The organism is Halomonas sp. HK25 (genome assembly GCF_047795635.1).
Classification (GTDB): Bacteria; Pseudomonadota; Gammaproteobacteria; order Pseudomonadales; family Halomonadaceae; genus Halomonas.
Genome location: NZ_CP181044.1, coordinates 2,344,803 through 2,364,060, shown reverse-complemented (window position 1 = coordinate 2,364,060; position 19,258 = coordinate 2,344,803). Strand labels below are relative to the sequence as shown.

Here is a 19,258-nt window from a genome sequence, read left to right as displayed (position 1 = left end):
GGGCCATGATGAACCGTATCGACCAACGCTTCGCCGACCTCAAGGCCCAGGGCCGCCGCGCGCTGATCCCCTTCATCACCGCCGGCGACCCGGCGCCCCAGCACACCGTGGGCTTCATGCATGCCATGGTGGAGGCGGGCGCCGACGTGATCGAGCTGGGCGTGCCCTTCTCCGACCCCATGGCCGATGGCCCGGTGATCCAGAAGGCCTGCGAGCGGGCGCTGCAGCACGGCGTGCGCCTCGTCCATCTGTTCGAGATGGTGCAGGAGTTCCGGCAGACCGACACCACCACGCCAGTGGTGCTGATGGGCTATCTCAACCCCATGGAGCGCATCGGCCTGGCCGCCTTCGCCGAGCAGGCCGCCGCGGCCGGCGTCGACGGCGTGCTGACCGTGGACATGCCCCCGGAGGAGGCCGTGGAACTCGGCCCGCTGCTCAAGTCCCACGGGCTGGCCTCGATCTTCCTGGTCGCCCCTACCACTTCCAGCGCCCGGGCCGCTACAATATGTGCCCATGGCGAAGGCTATCTTTACTACGTTTCGCTCAAGGGCGTGACCGGCTCCGCCATCCTGGACGCCGACGATGTGGCCGCCCACCTGGCACCGCTGCGCGAACAGACCGACCTGCCGCTGTGCGTGGGCTTCGGCATTCGCGACGGCGCCTCAGCCGCCGAGGTGGGCAAGGTGGCCGATGGCGTCATCGTCGGCTCGGCGCTGGTCAGCCGCATCGCCGAGAACGCCGATCGCCCCGAGGTGATCGCCGGCGAGCTCAAGGCGGTGCTCGGCGAGATGCGCCAGGCCCTGGATGCCATGAGCGCGAGTTGAGCGAGGCCTTCGCCTCAGGATTCGACCCACGCGCCCGGCAAGCGTCGGGCGCCGACCACATGACGGAACCCTTTCTGACATGAGCTGGCTAGACAAGATCGTGCCCTCCATGGGGCGTATCCAGCGCAAGGATCGCCGGGCCAGCGTGCCCGACGGCCTGTGGCGCAAGTGCCCCAAGTGCGAGGCGGTGCTCTACCTGCCCGAACTCGACAAGCATCACAACGTCTGCCCCAAGTGTGACCATCACCTGCGGCTCACCGCGCGCAAGCGTCTCGACTGGTTCCTCGACAGGGAGGGCCGCGAGGAGCTGGCCGCCGAGGTCGAGCCCGTCGATCGCCTCAAGTTCCGCGACTCCAAGAAGTACAAGGACCGCTTGACCGCGGCCCAGAAGGAGACCGGCGAAAAGGACGCCCTGATCGCCATGCGCGGCTACCTCGACGGCCTGCCGGTGGTCGTGGTGGCCTTCGAGTTCAGCTTCATGGGCGGCTCCATGGGCGCGGTGGTCGGCGAGAAGTTCGTGCGCGCCGCCACCCTGGCCCACGACGAGGGCATTCCGCTGATCTGCTTCTCCGCCTCCGGCGGGGCGCGCATGCAGGAAGCGCTCTTCTCGCTGATGCAGATGGCCAAGACCTCCGCCGCCCTGGAGAAGCTCAAGCAGGCCGGCGTGCCCTACATCTCGGTGCTCACCGACCCGGTGTTCGGCGGCGTCTCGGCGTCGCTGGCCATGCTGGGCGATCTCAACGTGGCCGAGCCCAATGCGTTGATCGGCTTCGCCGGCCCCAGGGTCATCGAGCAGACCGTGCGGGAGAAGCTGCCCGACGGCTTCCAGCGCAGCGAGTTCCTGCTCGAGCATGGCGTGGTCGACATGATCGTGCGGCGCAGCGAGATGCGTGACCGCCTGGGGGCGGTGCTGCGCAAGCTCACCCATCAGCCCGCCCTGGGGCTCCCCGAGCTGCCCGTCGACGAGCCCGACCTGGTGGACGCCGCGGAGCAGGCCCTGGCCGAGGAGGGCGTCGAGGTGCCCGCCGAGGCCCAGGCGCCCGACGCCGACGAGGCGACGCCCGACCCCGGCGACGACGCCCGGGACGATGGCCGTCGCTGAACCGATGGCCGTCGCTGAACCAATGAGTAGCGCAGCGCTGCCCACCACCCTTGACGCCTGGCTGGTCCGGCTGGAAGCCGCCCATCCCGTCGGCATCGACCTCGGCCTCGAACGCGTGGCCGAGGTCGCCCGTCGCATGGGGCTGCTGGACGGCCCCATCGCCGGCCGGGTCATCACCGTGGCCGGCACCAACGGCAAGGGCTCCACCGTGGCCATGCTCGAGGCGCTGGCCCGGGCGCATGGACTCACCACCGCCACCTACACCTCCCCGCACCTGATCCGCTACAACGAGCGGCTGCGTCTGAACGGCGAGGAGGCCGACGACGCCACCCTGATGGCGGGCTTCGCCGCCGTCGAGGCGGCGCGCCTGGACGGCGACCCCGTGAGCCTGACCTACTTCGAGGTGGGCACCCTGGGGGCGCTGTGGGCCATGGCCCGGCGTCCGGCGGAACTCGCCATCCTCGAGGTGGGCCTCGGCGGGCGGCTGGATGCGGTCAACGTCATCGACCCGGACGTGGCGGTGGTCACCACCGTGGCCCAGGACCACGCCGCCTTCCTCGGCACCGATCTCGACCAGATCGGCCGCGAGAAGGCCGGCATCCTGCGCCCCGGGCGCCCCGCGGTGCTGGGCAGCACATCGCTGCCCGCCAGCGTTCGGCAGGTCGCCTTTGAGCTCGGCGCCCCGGTCTATGCCCTGGGCGAGGCCTTTAGGTGGGACGACAGCCTCCCCGACCCCGGCCTGCCGCTGGACAACGCCGCCACGGCGCTCCAGGCCCTGGCCCTGGCCGGCGTGACGCTCGAGGCCAAGGCCTGTCGCCGGGCGCTGGCCACTGTCCGGCTGCCCGGTCGCATGCAGTGGCTGGGCCAGTGGTGCCTGGACGTGGGCCACAACCCCCATGCCGCCGCCTACCTGGCCGAGCGCCTGACGGCCAAGCCGTGCCAGGGGCGCACCTGGGCGCTGCTGGCCATGCTCGGCGACAAGGACGCCGAGGGCGTGATCGCCTCCCTGGCGCCGGTGGTGGACGGCTGGGTCACCGCGAGCCTCGCCGGCGAGCGGGCGCGCAGCGCCGATGACCTGGCCGGCCGCCTGGCGGGGCAGGGGGCCGCCGTGCTCCACTGCGCCGCCTCGCCCAGCGCGGGCGCCGCCTGGCTGGCCGAGCGCCTGGCGCCGGAGGATCGCGTGCTGGTATGCGGCTCCTTCTTCACCGTGGGAGAGGTGCTCGAGTGGTTGGCGCAGGGCCCCGGGGCGGGTCAGACTGATCAGGACACAAGCGGCAGCGAGGTAGCCCGATGAAATACGGATGGCGTGAGCGAATCAGCGGCGCGGTGATCGTGGTCGCCCTGGCAGTGATCTTCATACCGCTGCTGTTGAGCGAGCCGGCGCCGCGCAGCGAACGGCCCCAGCCGGCGCTGACCATCGAGCAGCCCGTGGAGGTGCCGCGAACCGAGGTACCGGAGCCACAGCCACCGTCCAGCCTCGGAGAGATCGGCGGGCCCATGGCGTCGTCCCAGCCCGATGAGGCTCCCGTCGAGGCGGCCCCCGTCGAGGAGGTCAGTGAGGTCGCCGAGGAGGCCGCCGAGCAGCTGGCCCGGGCCGAGTCGCCCGCCGAACAGGCCCCGTCGCCCGCAGCCGAACCGGCGCCCGATCCCATCGCCGAGCTGGCCCGAGCCGCCGACCAGCGCCTGGCCGAGAGCGCCAGCGCCAGCCAGCCCGCCTCCGCGCCGGCACCCGCCGCCGCCGGCGGTGAATGGGCGGTGCAGGTGGGCAGCTTCGGCGAGCCGGCCAACGCCGAGCGATTGCTCAACCAGCTGCGCGAGCAGGGCTTCCCCGCCTACAGCCGGCCCCGCGACAACAACCTGACCACGGTCTATGCGGGCCCCTATGACTCCTCCGAGGCCGGCGAGCGTGCCATGAACGAGCTCAAGTCCCAGGCCAACCTGCAGGGACTGCTGGTGCGGGCAAGGAATTGAGCATGGCACTGACCTGGCTGGACTGGATCTTAATCGGTCTGCTGACCGTCACGGCGATCACCGGCTTCATGCGCGGGCTGGTTCGCGAGGCCCTGGGCCTCGCCGCCTGGGTCATCGCCCTGATGGCCGCCCGGGTGCTGGCCCAGCCGGTGGCCGACCTGCTCGCCGGGGTGATCGACAACCCCGACGGGCGCCTGGTCCTGGCCTTCGTGCTGGTGATCTTCGGCGTGGTACTGCTGTGCGGCATCATCATCCGCCTGGTCCACTCCGCGGTGGAGTGGGTCGGCATGGGCCTGTTCAACCGGATCATGGGGGCCGCCTTCGGCGCCGCCAAGGGGGCGGCGATCCTGGTGCTGGCCACCATCGTCATCGGCCTGACGCCGCTGGCCCAGCTCGAGGCCTGGCGCGACGCCCAGCTGCGGCCCCACTTCGAGCAGCTGCGCGACTGGGCGGTCAGCCAGTTCGAGGCCTGGGAAGGGCGGATGCCCGAGACCCCCGGTTCCCTGAGCGAGATCTCCTTTCCCGGGCGCGACGACGCGGCCGGCAATGATGCGACACCCCCCTGACAGATGAATCCCGGGTGGCCCGCTCAGCCGGTGCCGCCCCGACTCTTCACAGCAAGATCCAGGCAAGCGAGGTAAGGTGGAATGTGCGGTATCGTGGGCCTTCTGGCCAAGCAGGCGGTGAACCAGGGCATCTATGACGCCCTGACGGTGCTTCAGCATCGCGGACAGGACGCCGCCGGCATGATGACCTGGCATGAGGGCCGCTTCCTGCTGCGCAAGAGCAACGGGCTGGTGCGTGACGTCTTCCACACTCGCCACATGACGCGCCTCAAGGGCAACCTGGGCATCGGCCACGTGCGCTATCCCACCGCTGGCTCCTCCAGCGAGGCGGAGTCCCAGCCGTTCTACGTCAACTCCCCCTACGGCATCTCACTCGCCCACAACGGCAACCTGACCAACTCCGAGCAGCTCAAGCAGGAGCTGTTCACCTCGGACCTGCGCCATATCAACACCAGCTCCGACTCCGAGGTGCTGCTCAACGTCTTCGCCCACGAGCTGGGCAAGCAGGGGCTGCACCTGGCCCCCGGCGACATCTTCGACGCCGTGCGCCGGGTACACCGTCGCTGCAAGGGCGGCTACGTGGCGGTGGCGATCATCAACGGCGTGGGCCTGGTGGCCTTCCGTGATCCCAACGGCATCCGGCCGGTGGTCTTCGGCACCCGCGACGAGGGGCACGGCCAGGAGGTGATGATCGCCTCCGAGTCGGTGGCGCTGGATGTCGGCGGCTTTGAGCTGCACCGCGACCTGGACCCGGGCGAGGCGATCTTCGTCGACATGGATGGCCAGATCCATACCCAGCAGTGCGCCGATGCCCCCCGGCTGACCTCCTGCATCTTCGAGCACGTCTACCTGGCACGCCCCGACTCCATCCTCGACGGCGCCTACGTCTACGGCACTCGCATGGAGATGGGCCGCAAGCTCGGCGACCGCATCCAGAGCGAGTGGCCGGAGCACGACATCGACGTGGTGATCCCGATCCCCGACACCTCGCGCACCTCGGCGCTGGAGCTCGCCCAGCATCTGGGGGTGACCTACCGCGAGGGCTTCATGAAGAACCGCTACATCGGGCGGACCTTCATCATGCCCGGCCAGACCCAGCGCAAGAAGTCGGTGCGCCAGAAGCTCAATGCCATCGGCGTGGAGTTCAAGGGCAAGAACGTGCTGCTCGTGGACGACTCCATCGTGCGCGGCACCACCTGCAAGCAGATCATCCAGATGGCCCGTGAGGCCGGCGCCCGCAAGGTCTACTTCGCCTCCGCCGCGCCGCCGGTGCGCTACCCCAACGTCTACGGGATCGACATGCCGGCGGCCAGCGAGCTGATCGCCCACGGCCGCAGCGAGGCCGAGGTGGGGGAGCTGATCGGCGCCGACCGCATCTTCTACCAGGACCTCGAGGACCTGAAGACCGCCTGTCGCGAGGTCAACCCCAACCTCGACGCCTTCGACTGCTCGGTGTTCGACGGCAACTATGTCACCGGCGACATCGACGACGCCTACCTCTCGGCCCTGGAGGCCTCGCGCAGCGATGGCGCCATGCAGCAGCAGAGCGCCGGCGATCACGCCCTGGTCGGCGTGCACAACCAGGACGACATCGATGACTGAGGCCCCCATGGATCCGCACTCATCCCCCGAGCCCGACTGGGCGCTTGAGACCCTGGCGATTCGCGCCGGTCATGACCGCACCCATGAGCAGGAGCACGCCGAGCCGATCTTCCCGACCTCGAGCTTCGTCTACGGGAGTGCGGCCGAGGCCGCCCGCAAGTTCTCCGGCGAGGAGCCGGGCAACGTCTACTCGCGCTTCACCAACCCCACGGTACGCACCTTCGAACGCCGCCTGGCGGCCATGGAAGGCGGTGAGCGCTGCGTGGCCACCAGCTCCGGCATGGCGGCCATCCTCGCCACCGCCCTGGCGCTGCTGTCGGCCGGCGACGAGATCGTCGCCTCCCGCTCGCTGTTCGGCTCCACCGTCAGCCTGTTCGACAAGTACCTGGGCAAGCTGGGCATCACCACCCGCTACGTGGAGCTCTCCGACCTCGCCGCCTGGGAGGCGGCGATGACGCCGGCCACCAGGCTGCTGTTCGCCGAGACCCCGTCGAACCCGCTCTCCGAGGTGGTGGATATCGAAGCCCTGGCCGAGATTGCCCATCGCCATGAGGCGTGGCTGGCCATCGACAACTGCTTCCTGACCCCGGCACTGCAGAAGCCCCTGGCCCTGGGCGCGGATCTCGTGATCCACTCCGCCACCAAGTACCTGGACGGCCAGGGCAGGGCGATCGGCGGGGCCGTGGTGGGCCGCGACAAGGAACTCGAGGAGCTGTTCGGCGTGGTGCGCACCTGCGGCCCCTGCCTGAGCCCCTTCAACGCCTGGATCTTCACCAAGGGGCTCGAGACCCTCAACCTGCGCATGAAGGCCCACTGCGAGAATGCCCAGGCCCTGGCCGAATGGCTCGAGGCCCATCCCGCGGTGGCGCGGGTCCACTACAGCGGGCTTGCCAGCCACCCCCAGCACGAACTGGCCAAGCGCCAGCAGCAGGGCTTCGGCGCGGTACTGGGTTTCGAAGTGAAGGGCTTCGAGGTGAAGGGCTCGGCGGGGAAGGGGGAGCGCGAGGCCGCCTGGTCGGTGATCGATGCCACTCGGCTGCTCTCCATCACCGGCAACCTGGGCGATGTCAAGAGCACCATCACCCACCCGGCCACCACCACCCACGGCCGCCTCTCCGATGACCAGAGGGCCATCGCCGGCATCACGGACGGCTTGATTCGCGTGGCGGTGGGCCTGGAGGCCATCGAGGATATCCGCGCCGACCTGGCGAGAGGCCTCGACGCCCTGGTGTGAACGCCGGGCATATAAGCACTGGAGCACCGCCCATGGTGCTCCCGTCGCTATGAACCCTCGTGGCTAACCCAGTCTTCCAGGCGCAGTCCCGGCACTCGGCGGAATTCGCGAAGGTTGTTGGTCACCAGCACCAGTCCCCGCGACCGCGCGTGGCCTGCAATCATCTGGTCGTAAGGGCCGATGGGCTGTCCGATACTAGCCAGCTCGGCCCTCAACTGCCCGCTGTGGGCAGCCGCTTCATTGTCGTAGCTCAGCACCTCAAGCCGCGCCGCAAACCCCTCGATCACTTCGAGGTTCCTTTCTGGTGCGGCAGATTTCTCTGCGCCATAGACCAACTCCATCAGCGTAACGGTACTGATGCAGAGTTGGGCATGGTGCCGCTGAAAGGCTTCCCGCACCTGTTGTGGGCGATTCTTGATGGTGAAGATACAGATGTTGGTGTCCAGCATGTACTTCAGCATCAGAATGACTCTCGCGTCTGATCATCCGGCTGCTCTCGGTCGCTCATGAAGTCGGGCGTTACCCCCTCGCCCTCGAACCAGCTGTCCCAGGATTCTCCCGCGGGAGTGATGATTCGCGTTCTGCCAATAGCGATCACGTCGACACGCTTGACGTCGTCAGGCAGGGCGACGGCCTTGGGAAGGCGCACTGCCTGACTTCGATTGCTCTTGAAAACGGAGGCTTGTTCCATCGCTCGTCTCCTGTTTGTATATCCCTTGAGTGTATACCAAGATGGGTAGCAGCGGCATGTCTGGCCAAGGCGAGCCATCCCCTTCACCGTCCCCTTGAACTCTCGCGGATCGGGGCCATCTCATCAGGGCATGCATTCACACTGGCGCCCGAGGAGGGCAACAATGAAGATCCTGATGGTACTGACTTCCCACGACCGCATGGGCGACACCGGCCACGCCACCGGCTTCTGGCTCGAGGAGTTCGCTGCCCCCTACTACGTCTTCAAGGATGCCGGCGCCGAGATCACCCTCGCCTCGCCGAAGGGCGGCCAGCCCCCGGTGGATCCGAACTCCCAGGCCGAGGAGGCGCTCACCGACGAGACGCGCCGCTTCGAGGCGGATGACGCGGCCAAGGCGCAGCTGGCCGACACCCTGCCGCTCGCCGAGGTCCAGGTTGGCGACGTCGATGCGCTCTTCTTCCCGGGCGGCCACGGCCCGCTCTGGGATCTGACCGAGAATGCCGACGCCAAGCGGCTGATCGAGGGCTTCCTGGCCGCCAAGCGCCCGGTGGGCGCGGTCTGCCATGCGCCCACGGTGCTGCTGCAGGCCCGCACCGCCGATGGCCAGCCGCTGGTCAAGGGCCGGCGCGTGACCGGCTTCGCCAACAGCGAGGAGGACGCCGTGGGGCTCACCGCCGTGGTGCCGCTCCTGCTCGAGGATGCCCTCAAGGCACAGGGCGGAGACTACCAGCGCAGTGCCGACGACTTCGCGCCCTTTCAGCTGCGTGATGGCCTGCTGATCACCGGCCAGAACCCGGCGTCCAGCGCACCCACGGCGCAGCTGCTGCTGGAGGCGCTAGCCAGCTAACGGTTTTTCCGAAAGGTTGGTTCGGCTTTTTTCAGCGGATACTGATGATGCGCTGCGGTAAGCTATTGCGACTTTCGACCAAGCGCGAGGAACCCACCCCATGTGGCGCAATACCCGTACCGGCTGGGGCATCGTCAGCATTGTTCTGCACTGGCTCAGCGCCCTGACCATCGTGGGTCTCTTCGCGCTGGGCTGGTGGATGACCGACCTGGGGTATTTCGATACCTGGTACAACCTGGCGCCCTGGTGGCACCGCTCCATCGGCATGCTGCTGTTGTTCGCCACGCTGCTGAGGCTCGGCTGGCGTGTCATGAACCCCTCGCCGGCGGCGCACGGCAGCCGCATTGAGCGCCTGGCAGCCCATGTCGGCCACACGCTGATCTACGTGCTGCTGCTGGTCGTGCTGGTCAGCGGCTATCTGATCTCCACGGCGCGTGGACGCGGCATCAGCGTCTTCGACTGGTTCGAGGTCCCGGCGCTGATCAGCCGCCTGCCCAACCAGGAGAGCATCGCCGGCGAGATTCACTGGTACGCTGCCGTCGCATTGATGGTGCTGGCCGGTGGCCATGCGCTGGCCGCCCTCAAGCATCATTTCCTGGATCGTCAGGACACCCTGACTCGCATGCTCAACCCGGGGCGCTCCCGTCGCCCCTGAGCGTGACACCACCGACTCGCCCTGCGAGCTTGTTCGACATCGGTTTGTCGTTAATCCCGTACGGAAACTGGAAAGGAGAACGTTATGTTCAAGACAAGTATGTTCAAGAAGACCGCAATCGCCGCCGCCCTCGGTACCGCTGCCCTGGTGGGCGTCAGCCAGGCACAGGCCGCCGACTACGTGGTGGACACCGACGGCCAGCACGCCTTCGTCCAGTTCAAGATCAACCACCTGGGTTACTCCTACATCCTCGGCAACTTCGAGTCCTTCGAGGGTCAGTTCCACTACGACCCGGAGAACCTCGAGGCCGCCAGCATCGAGATGGAGGTCGACGTCACCAGCCTGAACACCAACCACGCCGAGCGTGACCGCCACTTCCTCTCCGACGACTTCCTCAGCGCCGGCGACTACCCGACCGCCACCTTCGTCACTACCGGCTTCGAGCCGAGCAGCGACACCGAGGGCACCCTGACCGGCGAGCTGACCCTCAAGGGCGAGACCCAGGAGATCGAGATGCCGGTGACCCTGATGGGTGAGGGCGAAGACCCCTGGGGCGCTTACCGTGCCGGCTTCGAGGGCAGCGCCATGCTGACCCTGGGTGACTTCGGCATCGACATGAGCGACTTCCCGGAGGTCATGCACGAGCTCGAGCTCTACGTCACCCTCGAGGGCGTGCGCCAGTAACCCCTCGTCAAGCAGCAGCGACCCCCCGGGCAGTGCCCGGGGGGTTTGCGTTTCTATGCCAGGTTGATGGCTCGCGGTGGCGGGGCAGTGCCCTGCGCTCAGCGAGTCTCGTTGAGCACCGCGTCGGGGAAGTGACGACGCAGCATGCGGTTCTGGAACTCGTCGACGAACCGGCTGTTGATGATGATGATGAAGCGCTCGAAGGGGACGTTGCTGTCCCGCTGGCTGATGCCGTCGACGCTATGGAAGAGGCGGTCGTCGCGCAGATGCAGGATGTCGCCCGGGTCCAGGGAGACGTCGGTCAGCGGCCGGGTACCGGCCTTGTCGGCATAGAGATGGTTCTCGGCGCCGGCGACGTTCTCTCGGTTCATCACCAGGATGCTCAGCGCCTTGCAGCCGTCGGCGTGAATCCCCTGGCCCTGCAGCGGGTCCACCTGGCCCTCGCCGCGCACACCGGTGATCTGCATCAGGATCGGCTCGCGCGGGGCGATTCCCCACAGCCGAGCCCAGGCACTCACGAAGGCCCTGACGTCGGGCCGTGACAGGAACTCGTCGCTCAGCGGCTCGTAGTAGCGCAGCCGGTCGGCCATGCTCTGTGCATCGTTGAAGGCGCCGCCCTGCGCCATGGGGCACTCCCCCATCACCTGCATGCCGCCCTGGTCGTCGAGGCACAGCCAGGACATGCGTTTCCAGCGACGGCTGACGTAGGGGTCTCTCGGCAGGTCCGCCAGGAAGGTCTGCCAGGCGTCCAGGTCGATTCGCTGGCGGATGTCGGTCAGGCTCCAGTCGCGTTGCTCCAGCTCGCGGTGGACATCGGGCGTCCAGTACTCGGTCAACGGGTTGACGGGCATGGAGGTCCGGTCGTAGCCATGCTTGAGGGTATCGAGTTTCATGGGTCTTTCTCCTTGGGATGGGCGGAATTGCCCGGGGGTTGCCGGCCGGGTGGCCGCTCAACGACGTAACACTGCAAACTTGTGCAACTAAATAATGCGTTCTTGTTTCATTATTTTGCGGTTAAGTTGCAAGTTTAGGTGGTGAATTCGCATGAGGCGTCTAGTCGCCCAGAGGAGGGGGGTCGTAGGAGATAAACGACAAAGCCGTGTAGGATGAAGGGCAAAAGACTCCTCGAGAGGCGCACTCAGCGCCCGTGACGACCCCCAACGGCGAGAGACAGAATGAGTGTCCGAGACTCCCGCTTACTGCGCTGGCTGAGGCAGCAGTGCCAGCAGCTGCTCGATCGACTGCCCGCCGGCAGCGCGGCGGGCGGCGAAGCCGAGCGCGTGCGCCGGCAGTATCTGGAAAGCGAGCAGCGCTTCCGCGCCCTGCTGGAGAGCCTGCCGAAGGTGGCCGTTCAGGGTTACGATCGGAATCGCCGGGTGATCTACTGGAACGACGCCAGCACGCGCCTGTATGGCTATACGCCGGGCGAGGCTCAGGGCTGCCTGCTGGAGGACCTGATCATCCCGGCGCCGATGCGCGAGGGGGTCATCCAGGCCCATCGCGACTGGATGGAGCAGGGGAGGGAGATTCCCGCCGAGGAGATAGAACTGCGGCACAGCAGCGGGGAGCTGGTGCCGGTCTTTTCCCATCATGTGATGCTCAATGAGCACACCGCCGACCCGCTGATGTTCTGCGTGGATGTCGACCTTTCCGACCAGAAACGAGCGCACAGGGAGCTGGACTTCGCGACCCGCTTCGATCGCCTGACCCATCTGCTGAACCGGCACAGCTTCGAGGAGCAGCTGGACCTGGCGCTGGCGGAGTGCCGTCGCCAGGCCGGCTCCCTGGTGCTGGTCTATCTCGATATCGACCACTTCGTGGAGATCAACGATGCGCTGGGGTACGAACAGGGGGACTTGCTGCTGGTGGAGCTGGCCAACCGGTTGAATCGGGACCGTCGCGCCACCGATATCGTGTCCCGCGCTTCCGGCGACGAGTTCGTCATCGCCTTCCCGGGCATCCATGATCCCGACGACATCCCACGCCTGGTGCGCAAGGTGGAGGAGGTCATGCGGGCACCTTTCCTCCTCCTGGAGCGCCGCTGCACGCTGAGCGCCTGCCTCGGTATTGCCATCTTCCCCGGCAACGGTGAGACGGCCGGCGAGTTGATTCGCAACGCCGATGTCGCCAAGAACCGAGCCAAGCTTGCCGGGCAGGGGCAGGTGGTCTATTTCAATCAGCAGCTCCACGACGAGGTGCTCCACCAGCATCGCCTGTCCGATCGCCTGGAGCGGGCGCTGGAGGCGGGAGAGCTCGTGCTGCACTACCAGCCCCAGGTGTCGGCCATCGGCGGCCAGGTAGAGAACCTCGAGGCCCTGCTGCGCTGGATCCCGGCCGAGGGGCCGCCGGTCTCGCCGGCCGAGTTCATCCCGCTGGCCGAGCGGTCGGACCTGATCCACCGCATCGGCGACTGGGTGCTGGAAGAAGCGTGTCGCCAGCGCGCCCGTTGGCGGGATGCCGGCCTGGGACTGGAGCGCATCGACATCAACTTCTCCGGCCGCCAGATCAAGCGACCGGGCGTGTTCGAGCACTTCGAGGCCTGTGTGGAACGCCACGGCCTGGGGCCAAGGGACATCGGTATCGAGCTCACCGAAAACGTCCTGATCGAGGCCGACGACGGCATCCTGGCGGGGCTGCGCCGCCTCCACCATCGCGGCTTTCGCATCGCCATCGACGACTTCGGCACCGGGTACTCGTCGCTGAGCTACCTCAAGCTTTTTCCCGTGACGGCCTTGAAGATCGACCGCACCTTCGTGCGTGATGCCCCGAACCGGCCCGAGGACCGTGCGATCATGGAAGCCACGGTGTTCATCGGTCACCGACTGGGGCTCGAGGTGGTGGCCGAGGGCGTGGAGAATCGCGAGCAGCTCGAGCTGGTCCGCGAGATGCGCTGCGACCTGGTCCAGGGCTTCTACTTCTTCCGCCCCATGGCGGCGGCGGAAATCGAGCGCCTGCTGGCCGGTATGGTGCCGGGCAGCGCCGAGCTCTCGAGCTGAGCGTCACCCCGCTGCTGCGTCCCCCTTTTGCACACAACTTTCCGTAGACTATGGCGCCCCCTTTCGGCTCAGGATCTCCAGTGACGCAACCCCGTTCCTCCGACGCCCTCGGCGTTACCCTGTGGCGCCAGACCTGGCCCATGGCCATCGGCGTGCTGGCGCTGCTCGGCTTCCAGCTGGTGGACAGCGCCTTTATCGCCCGCCTGGGCACCGCGCCGCTGGCCGCCCAATCGTTCACCTTTCCGCTCTCCTTTCTGATCATCGGCATCCAGGTGGGGCTCGGCATCGCCATCGCCGCGCTGATCTCCCGGGCCCTGGGGGCCGGGCAGGAGGCCCGGGCCCGGCGGCTGGGCAGCCTGGTGCTGCTGATCGGCACCGGGACTATCGCGGCGCTGGCGCTGCTGCTGTGGGCGATCCAGGCGCCGGTGTTTGCCAGCCTGGGGGCCGATGCGACCACCCGCGAACTGATCCGCGGCTACTGGGCGCCGCAGCTGCTGGCGTCCTGGCTGGGGGCGGCGCTCTACTTCGGCTACAGCCTGTGCCGCGCCCACGGCAATACCCGGCTGCCGGGCACCCTGATGGTGATCACCAGCCTGGTCAACCTGGTGCTGGACCCGCTGCTGATCTTCGGCATCGGCCCCTGGGAGGGGCTAGGCCTGCCGGGAGCGGCCTGGGCCACCGTGGCCGCCTTCGGGGTGGGCCTGGTGGTGCTGGGCAAGAGCCTCGGCCGCACCGACTGGCTGTGCCGCGAGGGGCTGGGCCAGGAGGTGCGCGACTCGGCGCGTCCCTTCGCCGGCATCGCCGGGCCGGCCATGGTCAGCCAGCTGATGCCGCCGCTGGCCGCCATGCTGGCGATCACGGCGGTGGCGGGGCTCGGCGAGGCCGCGGTGGCGGCCTGGGGCCTGGCCAGCCGCCTGGAGACCCTCTCGCTGATGGTGGTACTGGCCATGACCATGTCGCTGCCGCCCTGGCTGGGGCGCTGCTACGGTGCCGGCGACTGGGCCCAGATCCACCGGCTGCTGCGTCTCGCCCTCAGGGTGATCGTGGTGTGGCAGCTGGGGCTCGGCCTGGTCATGGCGCTGGGGGCCCCCTGGGTGGCGCTGGCGCTCTCCGGCAACCCCGAGGTGCGCGACGACCTGGCGATGCTGATCCGCTTCCTGCTGCCCAGCTACGCGGCGCTGGGCGTCTGCATGGTCGTGGTCTCGGCCGGCAACGCCCTGGGCTGGCCGCTGCGCGCCATGCTGATGTCCGCCGCGCGGCTGTTTATCTTCTACCTGCCCTGCCTGTGGCTGGGCGCCACTCTGGGCGGCCTGCCGGGACTCGCCACGGGGGCCGCGGTGGGCAACCTGCTGGCCGGGCTGGCCGCCTGGCGGGTGCTGCGCCGCATCCTGGCAAGCCCAAGGCGCAATGCCGCAGGCGCCGCTCAGGCGTGATGCAGCTCGCGCCCGCCGTCGGAGAAGGTGGGCGGGGTGTTGGCGCTGACGATCACGCACTCCTGCTCGCCCGGGTTGCGGAAGCGGTGGGGCAGGCGTGAATCGAAGTAGTAGGCGTCGCCGGCCCCGAGCACGGCGACCTCGCCGCTCACCGTGATCTCGATCTCGCCGGCCACCACCACGCCGCCTTCCTCCCCGTCGTGCTCGAGCATCTCCTCCCCGGTATCCGCCCCGGGGGGGTAGCGCTCGTGGATGATCGACATGCTGCGCTCCGCCTGGCGCGCCGCCACCAGCCGGAAGGAGAGCCGCCCATCGCCGATCTCGGTGAGCTCCTCGGCACGGTAGAAGGCCCGCGGCACGCTCGGCTCGTCGCCGGCGAAGAAGGTGCTGATCGACACCGGCAGGGCATCGAGGATCTTCTTCAGCGAGCTCACCGAGGGGCTGACGCTGTTCTGTTCGATCAGCGAGATGGTGCTGTTGGTCACGCCGGCGCGGCGGGCCAGCTCTCGCTGGGAGAGGCCGCGGGCGAGGCGCAGCTGGCGCAGTCGGCCGCCGACGTTGAACCCGGCGGTCGCGGTGGAATTGGTCAAAAGGTGGCTCCTGTCAAGAAAACGACTGTCAAGAAAACTGCACACAGGATATCGGCTCCCGCGGCTGCGGGTAAGGCCACTTTGACCCGTGTCACGACAAGGACTTGCGCGGCGGCGCAGCGTAGCACCCCACGGCCGGCTCAGGCATCATGGGGACAGACCACAGGAGGGGCCAAGATGACGCAACACGAACTCACCGGCCTGATCCTGGCCGGCGGCCAGGGCCGCCGCATGGGCGGCGTGGACAAGGGGCTGGTGGCCTTTCATGGCCGCCCCCTGGTGGCCCATGTGCGCGAGCGCCTGGCCGGGCGGGTCGCCGAGGTGCTGATCAATGCCAACCGCAGTCAGGCGCACTACGCCCCCCTGGCCGATCGCGTCATCCTGGACGCCGAGGGCGGCTACCAGGGGCCGCTGATGGGCATCTACAGCGGCCTGCGCGCCGCCGCCACGCCCTGGCTGGTGGTGGTGCCCTGTGACACCCCCGCGCTGCCCGAGGACCTGGTGGCGCGCCTGGTGGCCGGCCTGGGCGATGCCGATATCGCCGTGGCCTGCGACGGCGAGCGCCTGCACCCGGTGGTGGCGCTGATCCGCACCGCCCTGGCCGATGACCTCGCCGCGGCGCTGGCGGACGGCGAGCGCAAGATCGACCGCTGGTATGCTCGCCATGTCTGGTGCCGGGTCGACTTCTCCGACTGCCCGGCGGCCTTCGCCAATCTCAATACCGAGGACGACAGGCAGCGCCTGGAAGCGGCGCTGAGCCCGATGCATGAGCCCCGACCCATGAGCGCGTCCCGTGACCCCCGTCTTAGAGATAACGTCGGCCAGGCAGCGCTGACGCTGGAGGCCTCGCTGCCGCTGCTGGGCATCGCGGCGTGGAGCGGTACCGGCAAGACCACCCTGCTGGAGGCGCTGCTGCCGCGCTTGGCCGAGCGCGGCCTGCGCGTGGCGGTGATCAAGCACGCCCATCACACCTTCGACGTCGACCAGCCCGGCAAGGACAGCCATCGGCTGCGCCAGGCCGGCGCCGCCCCCATGCTGGTGGCCTCCCGTGAGCGGCTGGCGATGATGATGGAGACCCCCGGCCAGCAGGAGCCCGACCTGGCCGCGCTGGTGGCGCTGGTGGCCAGCCAGAAGCCCGACCTGGTGCTGGTGGAGGGCTTCAAGGCCTGGCCGCTGCCCAAGCTCGAGCTGCACCGCCCGGCCCTGGGCAAGCCGCTGCGGGTGGCCGAGGACCCCTGGGTGAGGGCGGTGGCCTGTGACGAGCCCCTGGCGCTGCCGCCCGGCGTCGAGGCGCTGGACCTCAACGACCTCACCGCGCTGGCCGACTGGATCGCCGCCTGGCCGGCGCGCTGGCCAGGCGAGCGCGCCCCGCGCCCGACCGCCGAGCGGGTGCCCGCGCCATGACCCTCTCCTGCTTCGAACTGGGCGAGCGCATGCTGGCCGTGGAGGAGGCCCGGGCGGCGGTGCTCGCGCTGGTCGCGGGCCCGCTGCCCGCCGAGATCGTGCCCCTGGCCCTGGCCCACGGCCGGGTGCTGGCCGAGGACGCCGTCTCGCCCATCGATGTGCCCCAGTGCACCAATGCCGCCATGGATGGCATCGCCGTGGCCTGGCCCGACGAGGGCGGGGAAGCGAGCGGGGAAAAAAGCCCGGCATCGGCGCGCTTGCGCCGGGTCGTCGAGATCCACGCCGGCCAGGCGCCCACGGGCCCGCTGGCCCCCGGCGAGTGTGCCGGGATCACCACCGGCGCGCCCCTGCCCCCCGGCGCCGATACCGTGATCATGCGCGAGCAGCTGGCGGACGAGGAGGGCGCCGACGGCGCCCGCTGGACCATCGTCGATCAGCCCGAGCGGGTCAGACGCGGCCAGAATGTGCGTCGGGCCGGCGAGGACATCGCCCGCGGCGCCCTGGCACTGGCCGCCGGCACCCGGCTCGGCGCTGCGGAGCTGGGCCTGCTGGCCTCGCTGGGCCGCGCCGAGGTGGCGGTCCAGCGCCGCCCGCGGGTGGCGCTCTTCTCCACCGGCGACGAGGTCACCGCGCCGGGCCAGCCGCTACCCGAGGCGGGCATCCATGATGCCAATCGCTACAGCCTGATGGCGCTGGCCGCCGAGCACGGCGGCGAGGTCCTCGACCTGGGCATCCTGCCCGATACCCGCGACGCCATCGCCGCCGCCCTGGGCCGGGCCGCCGCCGAGGCGGACCTGGTGATCACCAGCGGCGGTGTCTCGGTGGGCGACGCCGACCACACCCGAGCGGCCCTGGCGGCGCAGGGCGAACTGGGCTTCTGGAAGATCGCCATTCGCCCCGGCCGCCCGCTGGCCTGCGGGCGTCTGGGCCCCCGCGGCGTGCCCTTCCTGGGCCTGCCCGGCAACCCGGTGGCGGCCATGGTCACCTTCCTGCAGTTCGCCGCCCCGCTGCTGGCCCGGCTGCAGGGCAGGGCGGTAGTGGCGCCGCCGCGGCTGGTCGCCGTGGCCGAGCACGCGTTGAAGAGCCGCGTCGGGCGCGTCGACTATCTGCGCGGTGTCTACCGCAGCGATGCCGACGGGCGGCTGCGGGTCGCCGGCACCGGCGCCCAGGGCTCCGGCATCCTCTCCTCCATGGTCCAGGCCAACTGCCTGATCGAGATCGCCGACGAGCGGGCGGCCGTGGCCGCCGGCGAGGCGGTGACCATCCAACCCCTGTTCCGTTATCCGTGAGGCACTGACCATGTCACTGACCCATCTCAACGCCCGCGGCGAAGCCCATATGGTGGACGTCGCCGACAAGCCGGAGAGCCGCCGGGAGGCCAGCGCCTCCGGGCGCATCACCATGCGGCCCGAGACCCTGGCGCTGCTCGCTGAGGGCGGCCTGCCCAAGGGCGACGTGCTGGCCACCGCGCGCATCGCCGGCATCCAGGCCGCCAAGCGCACCCACGAGCTGATCCCGCTCTGCCATGCCCTGGCGCTGTCGAAGGTGGCCATCGACTTTACCCTCAACGAGGCCGAGCGCTGCGTGGAGGTCACCGCCACCTGCCGGCTCAACGGCCGCACCGGCGTGGAAATGGAGGCCCTCACCGCCGTCTCGGTGGCCTGCCTGACCCTCTACGACATGTGCAAGGCGGTGGACAAGGGCATGGTGATCGACGCCATTCGCCTGGAGGCCAAGACCGGCGGAAAGAGCGGCGACTATTACCGCGCAGAGCATGTTGGAGAGCCCGTCGAACAGCCCCTCGGCGAGGCCGTGGTCAGCGCCGCCGAGGGCCCCATCGTCACCGGCCAGGGGCACGGCGGCCAGGTAGCCGTGGGTAGCCGCTGCGATATCGCCTCGCCCTGCATCCGCGTCAAGTGCCTGGCGGAGCTGCGCGAACGGCTCGGCGTCGGCGATATTTCCGTGCCGCTCTCCGACCTGGGGCGGACCGATGTCGCCGGCCTCAAGGCGGCCTTGAAGGCCCTGGATCCCCGCTTCGCGGGCCTCGACGAGGGGCGCGTGCTGTGCGCGGTGAACCAGGTCATGGCGGGCGACAGCACCCCGATCACCGATGACGACGAGGTGGCCTTCTTCCCCCCCGTCACCGGAGGCTGAGCCGATGATTGACCAGCCGAAGCGTCACGCGCCTGGGCGTCATGACGCCTGCGTTCGCGTTCAGGAGGCCCCCTTCGATGCGGGCGACGAGCAGCGCGCGCTGCTGGCCGGGCGCACCGATATCGGTGCGGTGGTCTGCTTCACCGGCCTGGTGCGCGACTTCAACGAACGCCCGGAGGTCACCGCCCTGACCCTGGAGCACTATCCCGGCATGACCGAGTCGGCGCTGGCGGCCATCGTCGATGAGGCCCAGGGCCGTTGGGCCCTGGACGGCGTGCGTGTGATCCACCGCATTGGACGCCTGGCCCCCGGAGACCCTATCGTGTTGGTAGCGGTGGCCAGCGCCCATCGACGGGAAGCCTTCGAGGCCTGCGACTTCATCATGGACTACCTCAAGACCCGTGCCCCCTTCTGGAAGAAGGAGCACGCCAGCGAAGGCGACTACTGGGTCTCGGAGCGCCACTCCGACCATGAGGATGCGAGCCGCTGGAAGGCCTGATTCGCG

20 protein-coding genes and 1 pseudogene are annotated in these 19,258 nt (G+C 69.0%); 17 read left to right on the top strand and 4 right to left on the bottom strand.

Annotated elements, in window-relative coordinates:
* Nucleotides 1-8 precede the first annotated feature (8 nt).
* From trpA to ACM26W_RS11355, 7 genes are all read left to right on the top strand, one after another.
* Nucleotides 9-824 carry a tryptophan synthase subunit alpha gene (gene trpA / locus ACM26W_RS11385; RefSeq protein WP_416140872.1) on the top strand — a complete coding sequence of 272 codons (816 nt, stop codon included), beginning with the start codon at nucleotides 9-11 and terminating at the stop codon, nucleotides 822-824.
* 79 nt (nucleotides 825-903) lie between these two features.
* Nucleotides 904-1,926: an acetyl-CoA carboxylase, carboxyltransferase subunit beta gene (accD, locus tag ACM26W_RS11380; RefSeq protein ID WP_416137109.1), complete on the top strand. Its 1,023-nt coding sequence runs from the start codon at nucleotides 904-906 to the stop codon at nucleotides 1,924-1,926.
* A gap of 22 nt (nucleotides 1,927-1,948) precedes the next feature.
* Nucleotides 1,949-3,220 carry a bifunctional tetrahydrofolate synthase/dihydrofolate synthase gene (gene folC, locus ACM26W_RS11375; RefSeq protein ID WP_416137108.1) on the top strand — a complete coding sequence of 424 codons (1,272 nt, stop codon included), beginning with the start codon at nucleotides 1,949-1,951 and terminating at the stop codon, nucleotides 3,218-3,220.
* Nucleotides 3,217-3,897, top strand: coding sequence for an SPOR domain-containing protein (locus ACM26W_RS11370; protein ID WP_416137107.1), 681 nt, complete (start codon nucleotides 3,217-3,219; stop codon nucleotides 3,895-3,897). The genes folC and ACM26W_RS11370 overlap by 4 nt, the downstream gene beginning before the upstream one ends.
* Nucleotides 3,898-3,899: 2 nt before the next feature.
* Nucleotides 3,900-4,463, top strand: a complete 564-nt coding sequence (locus ACM26W_RS11365; RefSeq protein ID WP_416137106.1) for a CvpA family protein — start codon at nucleotides 3,900-3,902, stop codon at nucleotides 4,461-4,463.
* Between the two features lie 81 nt (nucleotides 4,464-4,544).
* Nucleotides 4,545-6,065 (top strand): amidophosphoribosyltransferase, encoded by a 1,521-nt coding sequence (gene purF, locus ACM26W_RS11360; protein WP_416137105.1) that lies wholly within the window; start codon nucleotides 4,545-4,547, stop codon nucleotides 6,063-6,065.
* The gene (locus ACM26W_RS11355) at nucleotides 6,058-7,299 is read left to right on the top strand and encodes an O-succinylhomoserine sulfhydrylase (protein WP_416137104.1); all 1,242 of its coding nucleotides are present in this window, start codon (nucleotides 6,058-6,060) and stop codon (nucleotides 7,297-7,299) included. The genes purF and ACM26W_RS11355 overlap by 8 nt, the downstream gene beginning before the upstream one ends.
* 47 nt (nucleotides 7,300-7,346) lie before the next feature.
* Here ACM26W_RS11355 and vapC read toward each other — a convergent pair whose 3' ends face one another.
* Nucleotides 7,347-7,760, bottom strand: coding sequence for a type II toxin-antitoxin system tRNA(fMet)-specific endonuclease VapC (gene vapC, locus ACM26W_RS11350; protein ID WP_416137103.1), 414 nt, complete (start codon nucleotides 7,758-7,760; stop codon nucleotides 7,347-7,349).
* Nucleotides 7,760-7,990 carry a type II toxin-antitoxin system VapB family antitoxin gene (gene vapB / locus ACM26W_RS11345; protein ID WP_416137102.1) on the bottom strand — a complete coding sequence of 77 codons (231 nt, stop codon included), beginning with the start codon at nucleotides 7,988-7,990 and terminating at the stop codon, nucleotides 7,760-7,762. The genes vapC and vapB overlap by 1 nt, the downstream gene beginning before the upstream one ends.
* A 163-nt stretch (nucleotides 7,991-8,153) precedes the next feature.
* Between vapB and ACM26W_RS11340 the strand changes: the two genes are divergently transcribed.
* From ACM26W_RS11340 to ACM26W_RS11330, 3 genes are all read left to right on the top strand, one after another.
* A complete protein-coding gene (locus ACM26W_RS11340) occupies nucleotides 8,154-8,837 on the top strand; it encodes a type 1 glutamine amidotransferase domain-containing protein (protein WP_416137101.1) in 684 nt (227 codons plus the stop codon).
* A 100-nt stretch (nucleotides 8,838-8,937) separates the two neighbouring features.
* A complete protein-coding gene (locus ACM26W_RS11335) occupies nucleotides 8,938-9,492 on the top strand; it encodes a cytochrome b (RefSeq protein WP_416137100.1) in 555 nt (184 codons plus the stop codon).
* A 99-nt stretch (nucleotides 9,493-9,591) separates the two neighbouring features.
* Entirely contained in the window at nucleotides 9,592-10,176 is a 585-nt protein-coding gene (locus tag ACM26W_RS11330; RefSeq protein ID WP_416140871.1) for a YceI family protein, read from the top strand.
* A 98-nt stretch (nucleotides 10,177-10,274) separates the two neighbouring features.
* Here ACM26W_RS11330 and ACM26W_RS11325 read toward each other — a convergent pair whose 3' ends face one another.
* Nucleotides 10,275-11,069, bottom strand: a complete 795-nt coding sequence (locus ACM26W_RS11325) for a 2OG-Fe dioxygenase family protein (RefSeq protein ID WP_416137099.1) — start codon at nucleotides 11,067-11,069, stop codon at nucleotides 10,275-10,277.
* Nucleotides 11,070-11,351: 282 nt separating this feature from the next.
* On the opposite strand from ACM26W_RS11325, the gene ACM26W_RS11320 reads away from it, so the two are divergent.
* Both ACM26W_RS11320 and ACM26W_RS11315 read left to right on the top strand, forming a co-directional pair.
* The gene (locus ACM26W_RS11320) at nucleotides 11,352-13,172 is read left to right on the top strand and encodes a putative bifunctional diguanylate cyclase/phosphodiesterase (RefSeq protein ID WP_416137098.1); all 1,821 of its coding nucleotides are present in this window, start codon (nucleotides 11,352-11,354) and stop codon (nucleotides 13,170-13,172) included.
* Nucleotides 13,173-13,312: 140 nt separating this feature from the next.
* Nucleotides 13,313-14,605, top strand: coding sequence for an MATE family efflux transporter (locus ACM26W_RS11315; protein WP_416140870.1), 1,293 nt, complete (start codon nucleotides 13,313-13,315; stop codon nucleotides 14,603-14,605).
* Here the strand turns inward: ACM26W_RS11315 and ACM26W_RS11310 are convergent.
* Nucleotides 14,596-15,195, bottom strand: a complete 600-nt coding sequence (locus ACM26W_RS11310) for a cupin domain-containing protein (RefSeq protein ID WP_416137097.1) — start codon at nucleotides 15,193-15,195, stop codon at nucleotides 14,596-14,598. The genes ACM26W_RS11315 and ACM26W_RS11310 overlap by 10 nt on opposite strands.
* 177 nt (nucleotides 15,196-15,372) lie before the next feature.
* On the opposite strand from ACM26W_RS11310, the pseudogene mobA reads away from it, so the two are divergent.
* The 5 genes and pseudogenes from mobA to moaE all read left to right on the top strand — a co-directional run.
* A pseudogene (gene mobA / locus ACM26W_RS11305) lies at nucleotides 15,373-15,954 on the top strand (molybdenum cofactor guanylyltransferase MobA); the annotation flags it as partial.
* 21 nt (nucleotides 15,955-15,975) lie between these two features.
* On the top strand, nucleotides 15,976-16,599 hold the full coding sequence (gene mobB, locus ACM26W_RS11300; RefSeq protein WP_416140869.1) for a molybdopterin-guanine dinucleotide biosynthesis protein B: 624 nt from the start codon (nucleotides 15,976-15,978) through the stop codon (nucleotides 16,597-16,599).
* The gene (gene glp, locus ACM26W_RS11295) at nucleotides 16,596-17,888 is read left to right on the top strand and encodes a gephyrin-like molybdotransferase Glp (RefSeq protein ID WP_416137096.1); all 1,293 of its coding nucleotides are present in this window, start codon (nucleotides 16,596-16,598) and stop codon (nucleotides 17,886-17,888) included. The genes mobB and glp overlap by 4 nt, the downstream gene beginning before the upstream one ends.
* 10 nt (nucleotides 17,889-17,898) lie before the next feature.
* A complete protein-coding gene (gene moaC / locus ACM26W_RS11290; protein WP_416137095.1) occupies nucleotides 17,899-18,753 on the top strand; it encodes a cyclic pyranopterin monophosphate synthase MoaC in 855 nt (284 codons plus the stop codon).
* Nucleotides 18,754-18,757: 4 nt separating this feature from the next.
* Nucleotides 18,758-19,252, top strand: a complete 495-nt coding sequence (moaE, locus tag ACM26W_RS11285) for a molybdopterin synthase catalytic subunit MoaE (protein ID WP_416137094.1) — start codon at nucleotides 18,758-18,760, stop codon at nucleotides 19,250-19,252.
* Nucleotides 19,253-19,258: the final 6 nt, after the last annotated feature.

Excerpts from the sequence above, each read along its gene's own strand:
- trpA (WP_416140872.1), top strand. The coding sequence starts at position 9 with ATGAACCGTATCGACCAACGCTTCGCCGACCTCAAGGCCCAGGGCCGC.
- accD (WP_416137109.1), top strand. The coding sequence starts at position 904 with ATGAGCTGGCTAGACAAGATCGTGCCCTCCATGGGGCGTATCCAGCGC.
- folC (WP_416137108.1), top strand. The coding sequence starts at position 1,949 with ATGAGTAGCGCAGCGCTGCCCACCACCCTTGACGCCTGGCTGGTCCGG.
- ACM26W_RS11370 (WP_416137107.1), top strand. The coding sequence starts at position 3,217 with ATGAAATACGGATGGCGTGAGCGAATCAGCGGCGCGGTGATCGTGGTC.
- ACM26W_RS11365 (WP_416137106.1), top strand. The coding sequence starts at position 3,900 with ATGGCACTGACCTGGCTGGACTGGATCTTAATCGGTCTGCTGACCGTC.
- purF (WP_416137105.1), top strand. The coding sequence starts at position 4,545 with ATGTGCGGTATCGTGGGCCTTCTGGCCAAGCAGGCGGTGAACCAGGGC.
- ACM26W_RS11355 (WP_416137104.1), top strand. The coding sequence starts at position 6,058 with ATGACTGAGGCCCCCATGGATCCGCACTCATCCCCCGAGCCCGACTGG.
- vapC (WP_416137103.1), bottom strand. The coding sequence starts at position 7,760 with ATGCTGAAGTACATGCTGGACACCAACATCTGTATCTTCACCATCAAG.
- vapB (WP_416137102.1), bottom strand. The coding sequence starts at position 7,990 with ATGGAACAAGCCTCCGTTTTCAAGAGCAATCGAAGTCAGGCAGTGCGC.
- ACM26W_RS11340 (WP_416137101.1), top strand. The coding sequence starts at position 8,154 with ATGAAGATCCTGATGGTACTGACTTCCCACGACCGCATGGGCGACACC.
- ACM26W_RS11335 (WP_416137100.1), top strand. The coding sequence starts at position 8,938 with ATGTGGCGCAATACCCGTACCGGCTGGGGCATCGTCAGCATTGTTCTG.
- ACM26W_RS11330 (WP_416140871.1), top strand. The coding sequence starts at position 9,592 with ATGTTCAAGAAGACCGCAATCGCCGCCGCCCTCGGTACCGCTGCCCTG.
- ACM26W_RS11325 (WP_416137099.1), bottom strand. The coding sequence starts at position 11,069 with ATGAAACTCGATACCCTCAAGCATGGCTACGACCGGACCTCCATGCCC.
- ACM26W_RS11320 (WP_416137098.1), top strand. The coding sequence starts at position 11,352 with ATGAGTGTCCGAGACTCCCGCTTACTGCGCTGGCTGAGGCAGCAGTGC.
- ACM26W_RS11315 (WP_416140870.1), top strand. The coding sequence starts at position 13,313 with ATGGCCATCGGCGTGCTGGCGCTGCTCGGCTTCCAGCTGGTGGACAGC.
- mobB (WP_416140869.1), top strand. The coding sequence starts at position 15,976 with ATGAGCGCGTCCCGTGACCCCCGTCTTAGAGATAACGTCGGCCAGGCA.
- glp (WP_416137096.1), top strand. The coding sequence starts at position 16,596 with ATGACCCTCTCCTGCTTCGAACTGGGCGAGCGCATGCTGGCCGTGGAG.
- moaC (WP_416137095.1), top strand. The coding sequence starts at position 17,899 with ATGTCACTGACCCATCTCAACGCCCGCGGCGAAGCCCATATGGTGGAC.
- moaE (WP_416137094.1), top strand. The coding sequence starts at position 18,758 with ATGATTGACCAGCCGAAGCGTCACGCGCCTGGGCGTCATGACGCCTGC.